This is a genomic window from Streptomyces sp. NBC_00464, from assembly GCF_036013915.1.
Taxonomy (GTDB): Bacteria; Actinomycetota; Actinomycetes; order Streptomycetales; family Streptomycetaceae; genus Streptomyces.
On the sequence record NZ_CP107899.1, the window covers coordinates 6,457,475 to 6,472,915 of the forward strand.

16 protein-coding genes are annotated in these 15,441 nt (G+C 71.5%); 8 read left to right on the forward strand and 8 right to left on the reverse strand.

The window, feature by feature from the left end; all coding sequences use genetic code 11:
- Positions 1 to 40 precede the first annotated feature (40 nt).
- On the forward strand, positions 41 to 985 hold the full coding sequence (locus tag OG912_RS29000; protein ID WP_327711907.1) for an NADP-dependent oxidoreductase: 945 nt from the start codon (positions 41 to 43) through the stop codon (positions 983 to 985).
- A 54-nt stretch (positions 986 to 1,039) separates the two neighbouring features.
- Here the strand turns inward: OG912_RS29000 and OG912_RS29005 are convergent, their stop codons facing one another.
- The 4 genes from OG912_RS29005 to OG912_RS29020 form a co-directional block, all read right to left on the reverse strand.
- A complete protein-coding gene (locus OG912_RS29005) occupies positions 1,040 to 1,351 on the reverse strand; it encodes a DUF202 domain-containing protein (protein ID WP_326735308.1) in 312 nt (103 codons plus the stop codon).
- Positions 1,348 to 1,743 carry a YidH family protein gene (locus tag OG912_RS29010; RefSeq protein ID WP_326735307.1) on the reverse strand — a complete coding sequence of 132 codons (396 nt, stop codon included), beginning with the start codon at positions 1,741 to 1,743 and terminating at the stop codon, positions 1,348 to 1,350. Before OG912_RS29010 ends, OG912_RS29005 begins: the two co-directional genes overlap by 4 nt.
- 43 nt (positions 1,744 to 1,786) lie before the next feature.
- Positions 1,787 to 2,305: an NUDIX domain-containing protein gene (locus OG912_RS29015; protein ID WP_327711908.1), complete on the reverse strand. Its 519-nt coding sequence runs from the start codon at positions 2,303 to 2,305 to the stop codon at positions 1,787 to 1,789.
- 69 nt (positions 2,306 to 2,374) lie between these two features.
- Positions 2,375 to 3,268 carry a DMT family transporter gene (locus OG912_RS29020; RefSeq protein ID WP_327711909.1) on the reverse strand — a complete coding sequence of 298 codons (894 nt, stop codon included), beginning with the start codon at positions 3,266 to 3,268 and terminating at the stop codon, positions 2,375 to 2,377.
- Between the two features lie 218 nt (positions 3,269 to 3,486).
- Between OG912_RS29020 and OG912_RS29025 the strand changes: the two genes are divergently transcribed.
- Together OG912_RS29025 and OG912_RS29030 are read left to right on the forward strand one after the other, a co-directional pair.
- A complete protein-coding gene (locus tag OG912_RS29025) occupies positions 3,487 to 5,142 on the forward strand; it encodes an FAD-binding dehydrogenase (protein WP_327711910.1) in 1,656 nt (551 codons plus the stop codon).
- A gap of 88 nt (positions 5,143 to 5,230) precedes the next feature.
- A complete protein-coding gene (locus tag OG912_RS29030) occupies positions 5,231 to 6,451 on the forward strand; it encodes an FUSC family protein (protein ID WP_327711911.1) in 1,221 nt (406 codons plus the stop codon).
- Positions 6,452 to 6,463: 12 nt separating this feature from the next.
- Here the strand turns inward: OG912_RS29030 and OG912_RS29035 are convergent, their stop codons facing one another.
- Positions 6,464 to 6,895, reverse strand: coding sequence for an ASCH domain-containing protein (locus tag OG912_RS29035; protein ID WP_326735302.1), 432 nt, complete (start codon positions 6,893 to 6,895; stop codon positions 6,464 to 6,466).
- 110 nt (positions 6,896 to 7,005) lie between these two features.
- On the opposite strand from OG912_RS29035, the gene OG912_RS29040 reads away from it, so the two are divergent.
- Both OG912_RS29040 and OG912_RS29045 read left to right on the forward strand, forming a co-directional pair.
- Complete coding sequence (locus OG912_RS29040; protein WP_327711912.1) at positions 7,006 to 7,770, forward strand: molybdopterin-dependent oxidoreductase; 765 nt, start codon at positions 7,006 to 7,008, stop codon at positions 7,768 to 7,770.
- Positions 7,754 to 8,395, forward strand: coding sequence for a cytochrome b/b6 domain-containing protein (locus OG912_RS29045; RefSeq protein WP_327711913.1), 642 nt, complete (start codon positions 7,754 to 7,756; stop codon positions 8,393 to 8,395). Before OG912_RS29040 ends, OG912_RS29045 begins: the two co-directional genes overlap by 17 nt.
- Here OG912_RS29045 and OG912_RS29050 read toward each other — a convergent pair.
- Both OG912_RS29050 and OG912_RS29055 read right to left on the reverse strand, forming a co-directional pair.
- Positions 8,381 to 9,778, reverse strand: a complete 1,398-nt coding sequence (locus tag OG912_RS29050; protein WP_327711914.1) for a GntP family permease — start codon at positions 9,776 to 9,778, stop codon at positions 8,381 to 8,383. The genes OG912_RS29045 and OG912_RS29050 overlap by 15 nt on opposite strands.
- Positions 9,779 to 9,789: 11 nt before the next feature.
- Positions 9,790 to 10,299, reverse strand: a complete 510-nt coding sequence (locus OG912_RS29055) for a gluconokinase (RefSeq protein WP_327711915.1) — start codon at positions 10,297 to 10,299, stop codon at positions 9,790 to 9,792.
- Between the two features lie 156 nt (positions 10,300 to 10,455).
- Between OG912_RS29055 and OG912_RS29060 the strand changes: the two genes are divergently transcribed.
- Entirely contained in the window at positions 10,456 to 11,157 is a 702-nt protein-coding gene (locus OG912_RS29060; protein ID WP_326735296.1) for a FadR/GntR family transcriptional regulator, read from the forward strand.
- A 141-nt stretch (positions 11,158 to 11,298) separates the two neighbouring features.
- Here the strand turns inward: OG912_RS29060 and OG912_RS29065 are convergent, their stop codons facing one another.
- Positions 11,299 to 12,012, reverse strand: coding sequence for a TetR/AcrR family transcriptional regulator (locus OG912_RS29065; protein ID WP_327711916.1), 714 nt, complete (start codon positions 12,010 to 12,012; stop codon positions 11,299 to 11,301).
- 148 nt (positions 12,013 to 12,160) lie between these two features.
- Here OG912_RS29065 and OG912_RS29070 point away from each other — a divergent pair, with 148 nt between their 5' ends.
- Positions 12,161 to 13,636, forward strand: a complete 1,476-nt coding sequence (locus OG912_RS29070; RefSeq protein ID WP_327713577.1) for an APC family permease — start codon at positions 12,161 to 12,163, stop codon at positions 13,634 to 13,636.
- 51 nt (positions 13,637 to 13,687) lie between these two features.
- Positions 13,688 to 15,325, forward strand: coding sequence for an amidohydrolase (locus OG912_RS29075; protein ID WP_327711917.1), 1,638 nt, complete (start codon positions 13,688 to 13,690; stop codon positions 15,323 to 15,325).
- Positions 15,326 to 15,441 lie beyond the last annotated feature (116 nt).

The following is a 15,441-nucleotide window of genomic DNA, read 5'->3' on the forward strand; positions in this document are numbered from 1 at the left end:
CTGAGTTGCGGGGACCACGGCCCGCCCCGAGTGTCGGTACATGAAGGCGATCAGCTACAGCAGCTACGGCGGGGCCGACGTCCTGGAGTACGGGGAGCGCCCCGATCCCAAGGTCGGCCCCGACACCGTCCTGGTGAAGGTGCGGGCCGCGGCGGTCAATCCGGTCGACCGGGTGGCCCGGGAGGGGCACCTCGACGCCGTTCTGGATGCCGTCTTTCCCGTGATTCCCGGCTGGGACGTGTCGGGGGTGGTCGTCCAGCCCGGTGTCGCCGTGGACGAGTTCGCCGTCGGTGACGAGGTCATCGGATACGTGCGGGAGGACTTCCTCAGCCGCGGCACCTTCGCCGAGTACGTGGCCGCACCGGTGCGCACCCTCGCACGCAAGCCGCTCAGCCTGAGCTTCGAGGAGGCCGCGGGCCTGCCGCTGGCCGGCCTCACCGCCTACCAGGTGCTGTACCGCTCGCTGCACATCGGCAGCGGCGACACCGTCCTCGTCCACGCGGCGGCGGGCGGCGTCGGCTCGTTCGCCGTACAGATCGCCCGTCACACCGGCTGCCGGGTCATCGGGACCGCGAGCGAGCGCAACCACGACCATCTGCGACAGCTCGGCGCGGAGCCCGTGGCCTACGGGGAGGGGCTTGCCGACCGGCTGCGGGCGCTGGCCCCCGACGGGATCGACGCGGCGTTCGACACCGTGGGCGGGGAGGCCCTGCGGGTGTCCGCCGAGACGCTCGCGCCGGACGGGCGCCTCGCGTCCATCGTGGACGACGAGGTGTTCTCGTACGGCGGCAAGTACGCCTTCGTCCGGCCCGACGCCAAGGACCTGGCCCATCTGGCGGAGCTCGCCGAGCGGGGCATCATCTCGGTGCATGTGGACCGGGTCTTCCCCCTGGCCGAGGCCGCCGAGGCCCACCGGCTCAACGCGGAGGGCCGCACCCGGGGGAAGATCGTCGTCACGGTGGACTGGGACGCTCAGGAGGGCTGACACGGCCCGTGGGCCGGGACGTTCAGGAGGACTGACCCGGCCCGGTGCCGCGGCTCAGAACAGCATGGCCGCGGCGAACACGGCCAGTGCGACCGTGCACGCCGCGGCGGCCAGCGCCGCGCGCGGCGCGAGCGGCTGCGGGCGGGCGGTGCCCATGCCCTGCACCCGCCGGTTCGCCACCCGCAGGAACCCCAGCCAGGCGAGCGCGCTCAGCGACAGGGCGACCACCCCGGCCGCGCTGACACCGCCGTGCAGCGCCTGCTTGCCCGCCAGCAGCGCGACCACCGTGCAGGACAGCGTCGTACGCCGCCACGCGAGGCGCGTCCGCTCGGGCTGGAGCCCCGGGTCGCGCTCCTCGGCGGTCACCGGCCCTCCCAGCCGAACAGGACCACCACCACCATCGCCACGGCCACCACGGCGACCGCCAGACTCAGCAGGGTCGGGAAACGCGAGACCGGCAGGTCCTTCCCGCGCCGCATCGCCCGCTCGCACCGTACCCAGTGGTTGACGGCCCGCAGCGCGCACAGCACACCCGCCGCCAGCAGCGCGAGCGCCAGACCGGCACGGACGCCCCACGCCAGCTCCGGCAGGAACTGGTCGACCGCGAAACCGCCCCCGATCAGTGCGAGAGCCGTCCGGATCCAGGCGAGGAAGGTCCGCTCGTTGGCGAGCGAGAAGCGGTAGTCCGGGGTGTCGCCCTCGTCACGGATCCGCTGCGGCGCGAACCACAGCCGCAGACTCTGTACAAATTCGTTCACGTACGGACCCTATCTGCCGCTTTGGCGAGCATTCCCGGCCGGTTCAGGATGACTCCCGGAACGCCTGGAGACGCCGGTAGCTCTCCAGGCCGTCCGGCACCCACTCCCACTCCCGGTCGCCGAGCCGCTGCTCCAACTCCGCGTCCGTCAGGAAGGTGTGCCAGGCGACCTCCTCCACCTGCGGCTTCACCGGCAGCTCGCACCGTACCCGGTAGACGTACGACCACCAGGTGTGGCCGCCGCCCTCGTAGAGGAACTTGAACAGCGGCTCGGGGCGGGGGAGCCCGGACACCCCCAGCTCCTCCTCGGCCTCCCGCAGCGCCGCCTCGTCGTAGGACTCACCGGCGCCGACGACCCCGCCGACGAACATGTCGTAATGGGAGGGGAAGACCAGCTTGGTGGCGGTCCTGCGGTGCACGAAGATCCTGCCCTCGGCGTCCCGGGCCTCGATGAAGACGCAGCGGTGACGCAGGCCCTGCGCGGTCGCCTCGCCGCGTGGGGCCTGCCCCACGACCACGTCGTTCTCGTCGACGATGTCCAGGATCTCGTCCGAAGGTGTCATGCCCCTCATCCAACATCAGCCCGCTGACACACACACGGACGGAGTGCGCCCCGTGGGGCCGGGGCGCACTCAGTGCGGCTGGAGGCTCTGCGAGCGGCGTCCGCCCACCGGCCCCTCCGGCATCGCAGGATGCAGCCCCAGCAGCACGATCCCGCCCACGATCGCCGCGAGCCCGGCCGCCTGCCAGGCCAGTGCGCCCGTGTCGGTACGCACCTGGTCGCCCAGGAACCCGATCCCGCAGGCGATCCCGGCCAGCGGCTGGGCCGCGGTCAGCGCCGGCAGCGACATCCGCAGGGGGCCCGTCTCGAACGCGCTCTGTACGAGGATCAGCCCCGTCACCCCCAGCACCAGCACCGCGTACGGCTGCCAGCTCATCACCAGCGCCGCCCAGCCGTCGTCCGAGAGCCGTTGCCCGCTGACCCGGGTCAGCGCGTCCTGCAGTCCGTACAGCAGCCCGGCAGCCACCGCGAGCAGCGCCGGGGACACTCCCGACCGGGACCGCTTGGCGAACGCGGTCAGCAGCAGCGCCAGGCCCACCACCACACCGATCACCAGCCAGTGCCGCAGCGGACTCGACACCGCCTGCCCGCCCTTCGGCTCGCCCGCCACCAGGAACGCGGCGACCCCGCCGGCCAGCAGCCAGAGCCCCGCCCAGCCCTGCCGGCCCAGCCGCTGGCCGGTGCGGTGACGGGACAGGGCCATCGCGAAGAGCAGATTGGTGGCGAGGAGCGGCTCGACGACCGAGACCTCGCCCTTGCCCAGGGCCAGGGCGCCCAGCACCATGCCGCAGACCATCAGGCCGATGCCGGCCAGCCAGCTGCGCACCCGCATCAGGTCCAGCAGCAGCCGGGGCGACAGGTAGTCGCGCCTCGGGGCGTGACTGGCGGCGGCCTGTTGCAGCACGAAGCCGAACCCCAGGCAGCAGGCGGCGCTCACGGCGAGCACGAGGACCAGCACCGACACGCTTCTCCACCCCAAGTCAGGCCGGAAGAGGGTGATTTGTTTCGACGATAGCGCCTGGGGACCGCCGGTGCGGCCGGAGTGCGGCCGACCGGGCGGTTGACGCCGGGGCGGCCGGTGCCGAAGATCTGACGCACGAGTAACTTCGCGAGCGGCCGCACGGGTGACCTGCGGTCCCTCCGCCGGACAATCGCCCGGTCGCCCCGACAAGGATGGAACCCATGGCGTACGACGCTGATGTGATCGTGATCGGGGCGGGACTCGCGGGGCTGGTCGCCACCGCGGAGCTCGTGGACGCGGGCCGTTCGGTGATCCTGCTCGACCAGGAACCCGAGCAGTCGCTCGGCGGGCAGGCGCACTGGTCCTTCGGCGGTCTCTTCCTGGTCGACTCGCCCGAGCAGCGTCGTATGCGGATCAAGGACAGCCACGAGCTGGCCCTCCAGGACTGGTTCGGCACGGCCGGCTTCGACCGCGAGGAGGACCACTGGCCGCGGAAGTGGGCCGAGGCGTACGTCGACTTCGCCTCCGGTGAGAAGCGCTCCTGGCTGCACCAGCAGGGCATGCGGTTCTTCCCCGTCGTCGGCTGGGCCGAGCGCGGCGGCTACGACGCCAACGGCCACGGCAACTCCGTCCCCCGCTTCCACATCACCTGGGGCACCGGCCCCGGCGTCGTCGCCCCCTTCGAGCGCCGGGTGCGCGAGGGCGTCGCCAAGGGGCTCGTCAGCTTCCGCTTCCGCCACCGGGTGACCGGTCTCGGCCGCACCGACGGCACGACCGACACGGTCACGGGCGAGATCCTGGAGCCGAGCGCGGCGGCGCGCGGGACCGCGAGCAGCCGGGAGACGGCCGGCACCTTCGAGCTCAGGGCCCAGGCGGTGATCGTCACCTCCGGCGGCATCGGCGGCAACCACGACCTCGTCCGCAAGCAGTGGCCCGAGCGGCTCGGCACCCCGCCGGAGAAGATGCTCTCCGGTGTCCCCGCCCATGTCGACGGGCTGATGCTCGGCATCACCGAGGACGCGGGCGCCCACCACATCAACCGCGACCGGATGTGGCACTACACCGAGGGCATCGAGAACTGGAACCCGATCTGGGCCAAACACGGCATCCGGATCCTGCCCGGCCCGTCCTCGCTCTGGCTGGACGCCCGCGGAAAGCGGCTGCCCGTGCCGCTCTTCCCCGGCTTCGACACGCTCGGCACCCTCGAACACATCATGCGCAGCGGTCACGACTACACCTGGTTCGTCCTGGACCAGAAGATCATCGGCAAGGAGTTCGCGCTCTCCGGTTCCGAGCAGAACCCCGACCTGACCGGCAAGTCCATCCGCGACGTGATCGGCCGGGCCCGCGCGGACGTGCCGGGACCGGTGAAGGCGTTCATGGACAACGGCGTGGACTTCGTCGTCGAGAAGGACCTCGGCGCCCTGGTCCGCGGCATGAACGCGCTCACCGGCGAAGCGCTCATCGACGAGGACGACCTGCGCCGCGAGATCACCGCCCGCGACCGGGAGATCGCCAACCCCTTCACCAAGGACCTCCAGATCACCGCGATCAGGGGCGCCCGCACCTACCTCGGCGACAAGCTCATCCGTACGGCCACGCCGCACCGCATCCTCGACCCCAAGGCCGGGCCGCTGATCGCCGTCCGGCTCAACATCCTCACCCGCAAGTCGCTCGGCGGACTGGAGACGGACCTGTCCTCCCGGGTCCTCACCTCCGACGGCACCCCGCTGGCCGGGGTGTACGCGGCCGGTGAGGCGGCCGGGTTCGGCGGCGGCGGGGTGCACGGTTACCGCTCCCTGGAGGGCACCTTCCTCGGCGGCTGCATCTTCTCCGGCCGGGCGGCGGGCCGGGCGGCCGCGGAGGCGGTCGGCTAGGCCGTCGTCCGGTGCCTCCGCGCGTCCGTCCGGTGGGGTTCGGGACGGGGAACCGTGCACGGGCACCGAATACGGGCACGGTAAGCAGATGCCAGGAGTTGCCGAGCCCGTCATCAAACTCGTCCGGCGCACCACCGAACCCGTGGGGGCCCAGACCCTGCGCTCCACGGGAGCGGCGGTGATCGCCTACGCCGTGGCGACCGCGACGCTGTCCCAGCCCGCGCCCCTGACCGCCCCGCTCACCGCGCTGCTCGTCGTCCAGGTCACCCTCTACGCCACCCTCACCACGGGGATCCGGCGAGTGAACTCCGTGATCGTCGGAGTGCTCATCGCCAGCGGGTTCAGTTCCCTGGTGGGGCTGTCCTGGTGGAGCCTCGGGCTGACGATCTTCACCTCGCTGATCATCGGCCGGCTGGTCCGGGTGAACGAGTTCGTCCCCGAGGTCGCGATCAGCGCCATGCTGGTGCTCGGCGTCGCCCAGGTCGCCGACACTGCCTGGGAACGCATCTTCGAGACACTCATCGGTGCGGGCGTCGGGCTGCTGTTCAACCTGCTGTTCGCCCCACCCGTGTGGGTGCAGACGGCGGGAGCGTCGATCGACGGGCTGGCCCGCGAGATGGGGGAGCTGTTCCGCGACCTCGGCGGCGACCTGGGCGGCCGCGTCACCGTAGGGCAGGCGGCCGAACGGCTGCACCGCGCGCGCCGCATCGACCACGACATCGTGGCGGTGGACGCCTCGCTGCGGCAGGCCGAGGAGAGCCTGATGCTCAACCCGCGCGTACGGCAGGGGCTGCTCTACCGCGTGGTGCTGCGCACCGGCCTGGACACGCTGGAGATCTGCGCGGTCGTCCTGCGGGTGCTGGCCAGGACCCTGACCGACCTGGCGAAGGAGCGCGTCGACGAAGACCTCTTCCCCGCGGACGTGGCCTCCGGGCTCACCGAACTGTTCGGGCAGCTGGCGGGCGCCATCGAGAGCTTCTCGCTGCTGATCACCACTCCGGTCGCCGCCAGTGCCGAACACGCCGAGGACCGGCTGGCCGACGCGCTGACGACCAGCCGGGCGACCCGCGACCGGGTGGCGGACATGCTGCTGGCGGCGGTCCAGGAACACCCCAGGAAGTGGCAGTTGCACGGGGCGCTGCTCGCGGAGGTCGACCGCATCCTGGACGAGCTCGACATCGAGAAGCGCACCGAGCGCCTCGGCAAGGAGCTGGACCGCCGCTCGGGCGAGATGCACGAACGCCATCCCTGGCTGCTCACCGTCAGGCGCCGCCTCGGGCTCGTCCGGGGCGCGGACGAGGAGAGTTGAGGGCGCGGCGGGTCAGGCCGGTTCGATGAGTTCGACGACCCGGAACCGTTCCGCCACGACCAGTGTGTCGTCGTCGACCGTGAACTCCGGGTCGCCGAGCCCTTCGCGCATCTCGTCGCTGTGCCAGAACCTCTCGTGGCCCGCCCGCCACCCGGCCACCGAGGTGTCGCCCTCGCCCTCGTCGAGGACGTGCTGCAGATCGACGTCCCCGAGCCGCAGGATCCGTACCTCCGTGATCTCCAGCACCGCGATCTCCTGCCCGTCCGAGTCGATCAGGGCGGACCGCTCGCCCACGGGCGGCGGGTCCTCCTTCTCCACCTGGTACTCCACGAGCAGTCCGGTCGTCGACACCTTCCGGCCGTCGAGCACCGCTTCGACCAGCTGGTCGCGCAGCGGACCGGGGAAGACGAGGAGGAAGGGCTTGAGCGCCTCACGGTTCGGCATGGCGCAAGTCTGCCACCGGCCGCCCGCCGGAGGCGGGGAGAATCTGACGGGACGGTGACGGACCGCCGCCGCCCCTGGCGTCCGGCGGCCCGGAGTGCTCGAATCGAGAGGTGAACAGTTCCCCGCCCGACGCCGGACCGGACACGGAGGCCGACGGCCCCGATCCGGACGGTTCCGGCACCCCCGTGGGCCGCCGGCTGGTCCTGACGATGCTGGGCCTCGGCGCCGCCGGGCTCGTCGCCGCCCCCGTACTGCAACGGACGCTGGAATCCGGCCTGGGGGCGCTCTCCGACAAGGACCCCACCGGACTGACCGGGCTGCTGCCCAACGGCGGTGGCTTCCGCTACTACTCCGTCGCCACGTCCGTACCGAAGAAGAGCGCCGCCGACTACCGGCTGACCGTCGACGGCCTGGTCGACCGCCCGGCCACGTACACCCTGGACGCCCTGAAGCGGATGGAGCAGACCCGGATGGTCCGGGACGTCCAGTGCGTCACCGGCTGGCGGGTGCCCGAGACCCCCTTCGAAGGCGTACGGCTCTCCGTCCTGCTGGACGCGGCGGGGGTCCGGGCCGGGGCGAAGGCGATCCGCTTCACCTGCTTCGACGGCACCTACAGCGAGAGCCTCACCCTCGACCAGGCCCGGCGGGCCGATGTGCTGGTCGCGCTGCGGATGCAGGACCGGCCGGTGTCCCACTCCCACGGCGGCCCGGTCCGGCTCTACGTGGCCCCGATGTATTTCTACAAGTCGGCGAAATGGCTCTCCGGGATCACCGTCACGGACTCGGTTCGCCCCGGTTACTGGGAGAAGCTCGGATATGACGTCGACGCCTGGGTCGGCCGGTCCAACGGCCGCGACGATGCCCCCACGACCTGAGACGGACGGGCGGGTACGACGGTTCAGCCGGCCGGTGCGCTGGGTGCATCGCACCACCGCGGCGCTGATGCTCACCTGCGTGGCCACGGCGGCCTGTCTGTACGTGCCACAGCTCGCCGAACTCGTCGGGCGCCGCCTGCTCGTGGTCACCGTGCACGAGTGGTCCGGGCTGCTCATCCCCGTACCCCTGCTGGCGGGGCTGACCGCGCGGTCCCTGCGCGCCGATCTGGGCCGGCTCAACCGCTTCGGGCCGCACGACCGGCAGTGGCTGCGGGCGGTGCGCCGCCGCGACCACCGGCCCGCGTCCCGCCCGGCCGGGAAGTTCAACGCGGGACAGAAGCTGTACGCGGCGTGGATCGCGGGAGCGGTGCTCGTCATGGCGGGCACCGGGCTGCTGATGTGGTTCACCGGTCTCGCCCCGCTGATGTGGCGGACCGGTGCGACGTTCGTCCACGACTGGCTGGCGCTCGCGATCGGCATCGTGCTGGGCGGACATGTGGCGATGGCGCTCGCCGACCCGGAGGCACGCCGTGGCATGCGTACCGGGTCGGTCGAGCGCCGTTGGGCCCGTCGCGAGCACCCGCTGTGGCGGGAGCCGGGGGAGCGGTCCCTAGAGGATCAGTGACAGCAGCAGGATGAAGGCCAGCGAGACCACGGAGATGATGGTCTCCATCACCGACCAGGTCTTCACCGTCTGGCCGACGTCCATCCCGAAGTACTCCTTCACCAGCCAGAACCCGGCGTCGTTGACATGGCTGAAGAAGAGCGAGCCCGCGCCGACGGCGAGGACCAGCAGAGCGGCGTGCGAGGTCGACATGTCGGCGGCCAGCGGAGCCACCAGACCGGCGGCCGAGATGGTGGCCACGGTCGCCGAGCCGGTCGCGAGCCGGATGCCCACGGCGATCAGCCAGCCGAGCAGCAGCGCCGGGATCGACCAGTTCTCGGAGAACTCCAGGATCATCTGGCCCACACCGGCGTCGATCAGCGTCTGCTTGAAGCCGCCGCCCGCGCCCACGATGAGCAGCACACCGGCGATCGGGGCGAGGGACTTCTCCACGGTGGAGGAGAGCCGGCCCTTGGTGAATCCGGCCGCCCGGCCCAGCGTGAACATGCCCACGATGACCGCGGCGAGCAGAGCGATCAGCGGTGAGCCGACCACATCGGTGACCTGCTGGAGACCCTGCTCCGGGTCATCCACCACGATGTCGACGAGGGCCTTGAGCAGCATCAGGACGACGGGCAGCAGAATCGTCGCCAGGGTGGCGCCGAAGCTGGGCCGGCGGTCCAGATCCTCGGACGGGCGCTGCGGGATCATCGTCTCCGGCGCCTTGATGTCCACCCAGCGGGCGGCGTAGCGGGAGAAGACAGGACCGGCGATGATCACCGTCGGGATCGCGATCAGCACACCGAGGGCCAGCGTGACGCCGAGATTGGCGTCGAGGGCGTCGATCGCCACCAGCGGTCCGGGGTGCGGGGGGATGAGCCCGTGCATCACCGAGAGCCCGGCCAGGGCCGGGATGCCGATCCGCATCAGGGAGTAGTTGCCGCGCTTGGCGACGAGCAGCACCACCGGGATCATCAGCACGATCCCGACCTCGAAGAACAGCGGCAGACCGATGATCGAGGCGATCAGGACCATCGCCCACGGCATGGCCCGCTTGCTCGTCCTCGCGAGGATCGTGTCGACGATCTGGTCCGCGCCGCCGGAGTCGGCGAGCAGCTTGCCCAGGATGGCGCCGAGCGCGATGAGGACGCCGACACCCGCGACGGTCGAGCCGAGACCCGCCGTGAAGCTGGCTATCGTCTTCGCCGGCGCCGCGCCGGCGAACGAACCGAGCGCCAGGGAGCCGATGGTCAGCGCGAGGAACGCGTGCATCTTGAACTTGGTGATGAGAAGAACGATGACGGCGATGCCCGCCAGTACGGCGATGCCCAACTGCGCGTTGCCGGCCGAAGTGATCGGTTCGACGGCGTCCGCTGCCAGCATCTCGACGCTGAGACCGGTCACGGTGAAGATCCTTAACTGTCGAGCCGGCGCAACGCGGCGACGGCTCGCTGGGTGATTTCCTCGGGGGTGCCGGACACATCCACGGCGACGCCGGCCTCGTCGGCCTCAAGGGGCTGGAGGGTGGCGAACTGCGAGTCGAGGAGCGCGGTCGGCATGAAGTGGCCCTTGCGGCCCGCCATCCGCTCCTCGATGAGCGAACGGTCGCCGCTCAGATGAAGGAAGACGGCACCGGGGGCCTCGCTGCGCAGCCGGTCGCGGTAGGCACGCTTCAGCGCCGAACTGCTGACCACGCCACCGAGCCCCGCCCGGCCGTGCGCCCACTGCCCGATCGCGTCGAGCCAGGGCCACCGGTCGGCATCGTCCAGCGGGGTGCCGGCCGACATCTTGGCGATGTTCGCCGCGGGATGGAAGTCGTCGCCCTCGGCGTACGGAACGCCCAGTGCGGCGGCGAGCAGGGGACCGATCGTGGTCTTGCCGGTCCCTGCGACGCCCATCACCACGACGACGTGGGGGGTGCTCATTACGGTGCCTCGCTGTCTTCTTCGATGTCTTCCTCGACATCGGTCCGTCGCGCTACTGAAACCTATACGTACGACTTATTCAAGATGCTGTGACATAAACGTCGTACTTTTTGTTCCCGAAGGAGCCTGTCGGAGAGGCCCCCGTACTCTTGGTCCATGACCACACAGGGCCAGGGGCTGCATACACATGTGCTGGACACCCTGGGTCTGGAGATCGCCGCGGGTGAGCACCTGCCCGGCCAGGTCCTGCGTACGGACGAGCTGGCCCAGCGCTTCGACGTCTCCCGCACGGTCGTACGGGAAGTGATCCGGGTCCTGGAGTCCATGCACCTGGTCGAGTCCCGGCGCCGGGTCGGGGTGACCGTACGGCCGACCGAGGCGTGGAACGTCTACGATCCGCAGGTCATCCGGTGGCGGCTGGCCGGCGCGGACCGCCCGCGCCAGCTCCGCTCACTGACCGTCCTGCGCTCGGCGATCGAACCCGTCGCCGCCTCGCTCGCCGCTCGCCACGCCACCCCGCAGCAGTGCGCCGAGCTCACCGAACGGGCCCTCGGCATGGTCGCCACCTCGCGCGGCCAGCAGCTGGAGGGCTATCTGGAACACGACATCGCGTTCCACCGGATCGTCCTCAACGCCTCCGGCAACGAGATGTTCGCGCGCCTCGGTGACGTGGTCGCCGAGGTCCTGGCGGGACGCACCCACCACCAGGTGATGTTCGAGGACCCCGACCCGGCGGCCGTGACCCTGCACGTCCGGCTCGCCGAGGCGGTCCGCGAGGGCGACGCGGCCGAGGCGGAGCGGCTGACCAAGGAGATCGCGGTGGGCGCCCTGCACGAACTGGACGTCCTCGCGCCCTGATCTGCCCGCCGGTGGTGTGACGTGGCTGGCGTGACGTGCCTGCCCGCCTACGGCTCGATGTGCCTGCCGCCTACGGCGTGACGTGCCTGCCCGCCTACGGCTCGATGTGCCTGCCGCCTACGGCGTGACGTACCTGCCCGCCTACGGCTTGACGTGCTGCAACCGGCCGGCGGCCGCGGCCAGCATCATCTCCAGCGCCGCCGGATAGCCGCTGCGGCTCATCTCCGCGACCAGTACGGGTGCGGTCGCCGCGATGTGGGGGTGGGTGCTCGCCGGCTGCCGGGCGTAGATCTCCGGCCAGGCCTGCGCCTCCAGGGCCCTGGCCTGCTCCGACAGCACCAGCGTGGACGCGTCCAGCGCCGCGAACGACAGCGTCTGATCGACGAAGACGTGGTAGATCCGCACCGCCTCCGCATCCGGGAACCCCGCGCCCCGCAGCACCCCGAGGATCGCCTCCACCGACCGGATCTCGTGGGTCCGGCCGGTCACCCGCGCGCAGGTCAGCATCGCCGCCTGCGGGTGGGCCAGATAGTCCGCGTGCATCCGCAGCCCCAACGACCGCAGATCGGCCCGCCAGTCACCCGTCGGCCGCCAGCTGCGCAGCGTCCGCCCGATCAACTCGTCGGCCACCGCGAGCAACAGCTCGTCCGTGTCGCGGAAGTACCGGTACAGCGCGCTCGGATCGCACCCCAGGGCGGCGCCCAGCCGCCGCACGGTGAGTGCCGCCGCCCCGTGCTCGCCGATCAGCCGCAGCGCCGTCTCCACGATCAACTGCTCGGACAGTACGGTGCCCTGCTTGGTGGGGCGCCTGCGGCGTCGCGCATCCTCCGGCACCACCCGCTCGCTCGCGTTCATGCCCGGCACCTTATGACAACAGTGTTGACGTGTGGAACCCCACAGGAGTTCGATATGCCGCCATCGGGGCCGAAAAGCGTCCCTCGGCGAAGGAGCGACCGTGACGTCTTCCCCCACCCCGTACGGCGACAGGCCACCCGGAACGCCAATGTCACCGGCGGCCCTGCGCAAGAGCCTCGGTGTGGTCGACGGCATCGCCATCGCGGCCTCGTCGACCGCGGCCACCACCAGCATCGGCATCGGACTGGGCGTCACCGCCACAGCCGTCGGGCTGCACCTCCCGATCATCATGCTGCTCGCCTTCCTGCCGATCCTCGGCATCGCGAGCGCCTACTCCCGGCTCAACAGGGTCGAGCCGAACATGGGCAGCGGCTACGTCTGGGTAGGCCGCTCGCTCAGCCCCTGGCTCGGCTTCCTCGTCGGCTGGATCGGCATCGTCTCCACGATCGTTTTCCTCGCCTACACCACCACCGTCACCGGCTCCGCCCTGCTCCAGCTCGCCGGCGAGAGCGGACTGCACGAACTGGCCGGGCTCCGGCTCGACCCGGACTCCACCGCCCAGTCGACCGTGCTCGGCATCGTCGTCCTGGTCGCCGTCACCTTCACCGCGGTCACCGGCCTGCGGTCGGCCGCCACGTTCCAGAAGTACCTGCTGGTCTTCGAGTACGCCGTCCTGCTCGGCTTCTGCGGATACGGCCTGTTCGCCGGCTCGCAGCCCTTCAGTCTCGACTGGCTCAACCCGTTCACCATCCCCTCCTTCGAGCAGCTCGCCCAGGGGCTGCTGCTCTCCGTCTTCTGCTTCTGGGGATTCGAGTCCACCTTCAGCGTCACCGAGGAGATCAAGGACCCGCAGGACGCCTCCAAGGCCGGGCTCATCACGCTCTTCACGATGCTGGGACTCTTCCTGCTCGGCTCCTTCGCCTTCCAGCGCGTCCTGCCGCTCGACGAGCTGACCGCCCACGGCGCCCAGGGGCTCACCTACTTCGGCAACCAGCTGGCCGACCAGCCGCTCGCCGCCCTCCCGTTGATCGCCCTCACCCTGTCCGCCGTCGCCTCCCTCCAGTCCGGAGTGATCCCGACGGTGCGCGGCATGTTCGCCATGGGCCGCGACCGCACGCTCGGACCCCTGTGGACCAAGGTCAGCCCGCGGTACGGAACACCCGCCGCCGGGACCGTCGCGGTCGGCTGCATCGCCGCCGCCATCGCCGTGCTCTCCCTCGTCATCCCGAAGGTCGGCGACCTCATCCTGGCCTCCGTGAACGCGATCGGGGTCGTCGTCTCGATCTACTACGCCCTCACCGCGCTGGCCGCCGCGGCCCGCTTCCGCGGCTCGTTCCGGGAGAGCTGGTCCCTGGCGGTACGGGCGGTGGTGCTCCCCGTGACCAGTGCGCTCGTCCTGCTCGCGCTCGGCGGATACCTCTGCTGGACCTTCGCCACCTCGGTGGACCACTTCGAGGTCAGCCCGGACAACGGCTGGTTCATGCTCCTGTGCCCGGCCGTCATCCTGCTGACCGGCTTCGTCGCGGCGGCCTGGGCCAAGTGGGTAAGGAAGTCCCCGTACTTCGTCACCGGCCGGTCCGTCGCCCCGGACACCCTCGCGGAACCCGCCCCCGGCCCGGCCTGACCCCCGCCCCTCGCCCAGCCGCCCCACCGCCGCCCGACGAAACGGAACCCCATGCCCCGCACCCCCGCCGACCTCGTCCTCACCGGCGGCCCCGTCCACACGACGGACGCCGCCCGCACCCGCGCCACCACGGTCGCCGTCACCGGCGACCGCATCACCGCCGTCGGCCACGACGAGGTACGCGAACTCATCGGCCCGCGCACCGAGGTGGTGGACCTCGCCGGACGGCTCCTGCTCCCCGGCTTCCAGGACGCCCACATCCACCCGGTCACCGCCGGGCAGGAACTCGCGCAGTGCGACCTCACGGACGTCAAGGGCGCCACCGCCACCATCGCCGCCGTACGCGGCTACGCCGACGCCAACCCGGACCGGGAGTGGATCACCGGCGGCGGCTGGTCCATGGACGCCTTCGACGGCGGCGCCCCCACCCGGCAGCAGCTCGACACCGCCGTCCCGGACCGCCCCGCCTTCCTGGTCAACCGCGACCACCACGGCGCCTGGGTCAACAGCAGGGCCCTCGCCCTCGCCGGGATCGACCGCCACACCCCCGACCCGGCCGACGGCCGCATCGAGCGCGACGACCGGGGCGAACCCACCGGACTCCTCCAGGAGGGCGCCATGGACCTGGTCGCCCGCCACACCCCTCGCTCCACCGCCGCCGACCGCCTCGCCGGACTGCTCCGCGCCCAGCGTCTGCTCCACGCGTACGGCATCACCGCCTGGCAGGACGCCATCGTCGGCACCTACGGCTCAATGGACGACGTGGCCGACGCCTACCTCACGGCGGACCGCGACGGCTCGCTCACCGCCCGCGTCACCGGAGCCCTGTGGTGGGACCGCGAACACGGCAGCGAGCAGATCCCCGGACTCGTCGCCAGGCGCGAGGAGTTGAACGGCCGGAACTTCCGCGCCGGAACGGTGAAGATCATGCAGGACGGAGTCGCCGAGACCGGCACCGCCGCCCTCCTCGCCCCGTACCTCGACGCCTGCGGCTGCGCCACCGCCAACAGCGGCACCAGCTTCGTCGACCCCGTGGAGCTGCGCCGGTACGTCACCGAACTGGACGCCCTCGGCTTCCAGACCCACTTCCACGCCCTCGGCGACCGGGCGGTGCGCGAGGCCCTGGACGCCGTCGAGGCCGCCCGCACCGCCAACGGACACACCGACACCCGGCCCCACCTCGCCCACCTCCAGATCGTCCACCCCGACGACATCCCCCGCTTCCGCGCTCTCGGGGCCACCGCCAACATCCAGCCGCTCTGGGCCGCCCACGAACCGCAGATGGACGAGCTGACCATCCCCTTCCTCGGCGGCGAACGAGCCGCGCTCCAGTACCCGTTCGCCGCATTGCTGCGCTCCGGCGCCACGGTGGCCGCCGGTTCCGACTGGCCGGTCAGCAGCGCCGATCCGCTGCACGGCATCCACACCGCCGTCAACCGCGTCGCACCGGGCGGCGACAGCCCGGTCTTCCTCCCCGAGCAGCGCATCACCCTGACCGAGGCCCTGGCCGCTTACACGGCCGGCTCGGCGTACGTGAACCACCTGGACGACACGGGCAGCATCCGGGCCGGTGCCCTGGCCGACCTGGTGGTCCTGGACCGCGACCTCTACGCCGCACCGCCCGAGGAGATCGCTGAGGCACGGGTCCTGGCGACATATGTGGGCGGCCGCCGGGTGTACGGGGACTGACTCACGGCCACTGGGCGGTGCCGACGATGCGCGCCCGCAGGGGGAGGCCGACGGGGCGGCTGCCGCTGCTCCTCGCCCCGAGCTCCTGCCGACGGGCGTGCGATAGGTTGCCCGCC

What these genes read in the sequence shown, in the direction of transcription:
- OG912_RS29055 (WP_327711915.1), bottom strand. Translation starts at nt 10,299, where the DNA reads ATGAGCACCCCCCACGTCGTCGTGGTGATGGGCGTCGCAGGGACCGGC.
- OG912_RS29000 (WP_327711907.1), top strand. Translation starts at nt 41, where the DNA reads ATGAAGGCGATCAGCTACAGCAGCTACGGCGGGGCCGACGTCCTGGAG.
- OG912_RS29075 (WP_327711917.1), top strand. Translation starts at nt 13,688, where the DNA reads ATGCCCCGCACCCCCGCCGACCTCGTCCTCACCGGCGGCCCCGTCCAC.
- OG912_RS29065 (WP_327711916.1), bottom strand. Translation starts at nt 12,012, where the DNA reads ATGAACGCGAGCGAGCGGGTGGTGCCGGAGGATGCGCGACGCCGCAGG.
- OG912_RS29070 (WP_327713577.1), top strand. Translation starts at nt 12,161, where the DNA reads ATGTCACCGGCGGCCCTGCGCAAGAGCCTCGGTGTGGTCGACGGCATC.
- OG912_RS29045 (WP_327711913.1), top strand. Translation starts at nt 7,754, where the DNA reads ATGCCCCCACGACCTGAGACGGACGGGCGGGTACGACGGTTCAGCCGG.
- OG912_RS29035 (WP_326735302.1), bottom strand. Translation starts at nt 6,895, where the DNA reads ATGCCGAACCGTGAGGCGCTCAAGCCCTTCCTCCTCGTCTTCCCCGGT.
- OG912_RS29025 (WP_327711910.1), top strand. Translation starts at nt 3,487, where the DNA reads ATGGCGTACGACGCTGATGTGATCGTGATCGGGGCGGGACTCGCGGGG.
- OG912_RS29030 (WP_327711911.1), top strand. Translation starts at nt 5,231, where the DNA reads ATGCCAGGAGTTGCCGAGCCCGTCATCAAACTCGTCCGGCGCACCACC.
- OG912_RS29060 (WP_326735296.1), top strand. Translation starts at nt 10,456, where the DNA reads ATGACCACACAGGGCCAGGGGCTGCATACACATGTGCTGGACACCCTG.
- OG912_RS29015 (WP_327711908.1), bottom strand. Translation starts at nt 2,305, where the DNA reads ATGACACCTTCGGACGAGATCCTGGACATCGTCGACGAGAACGACGTG.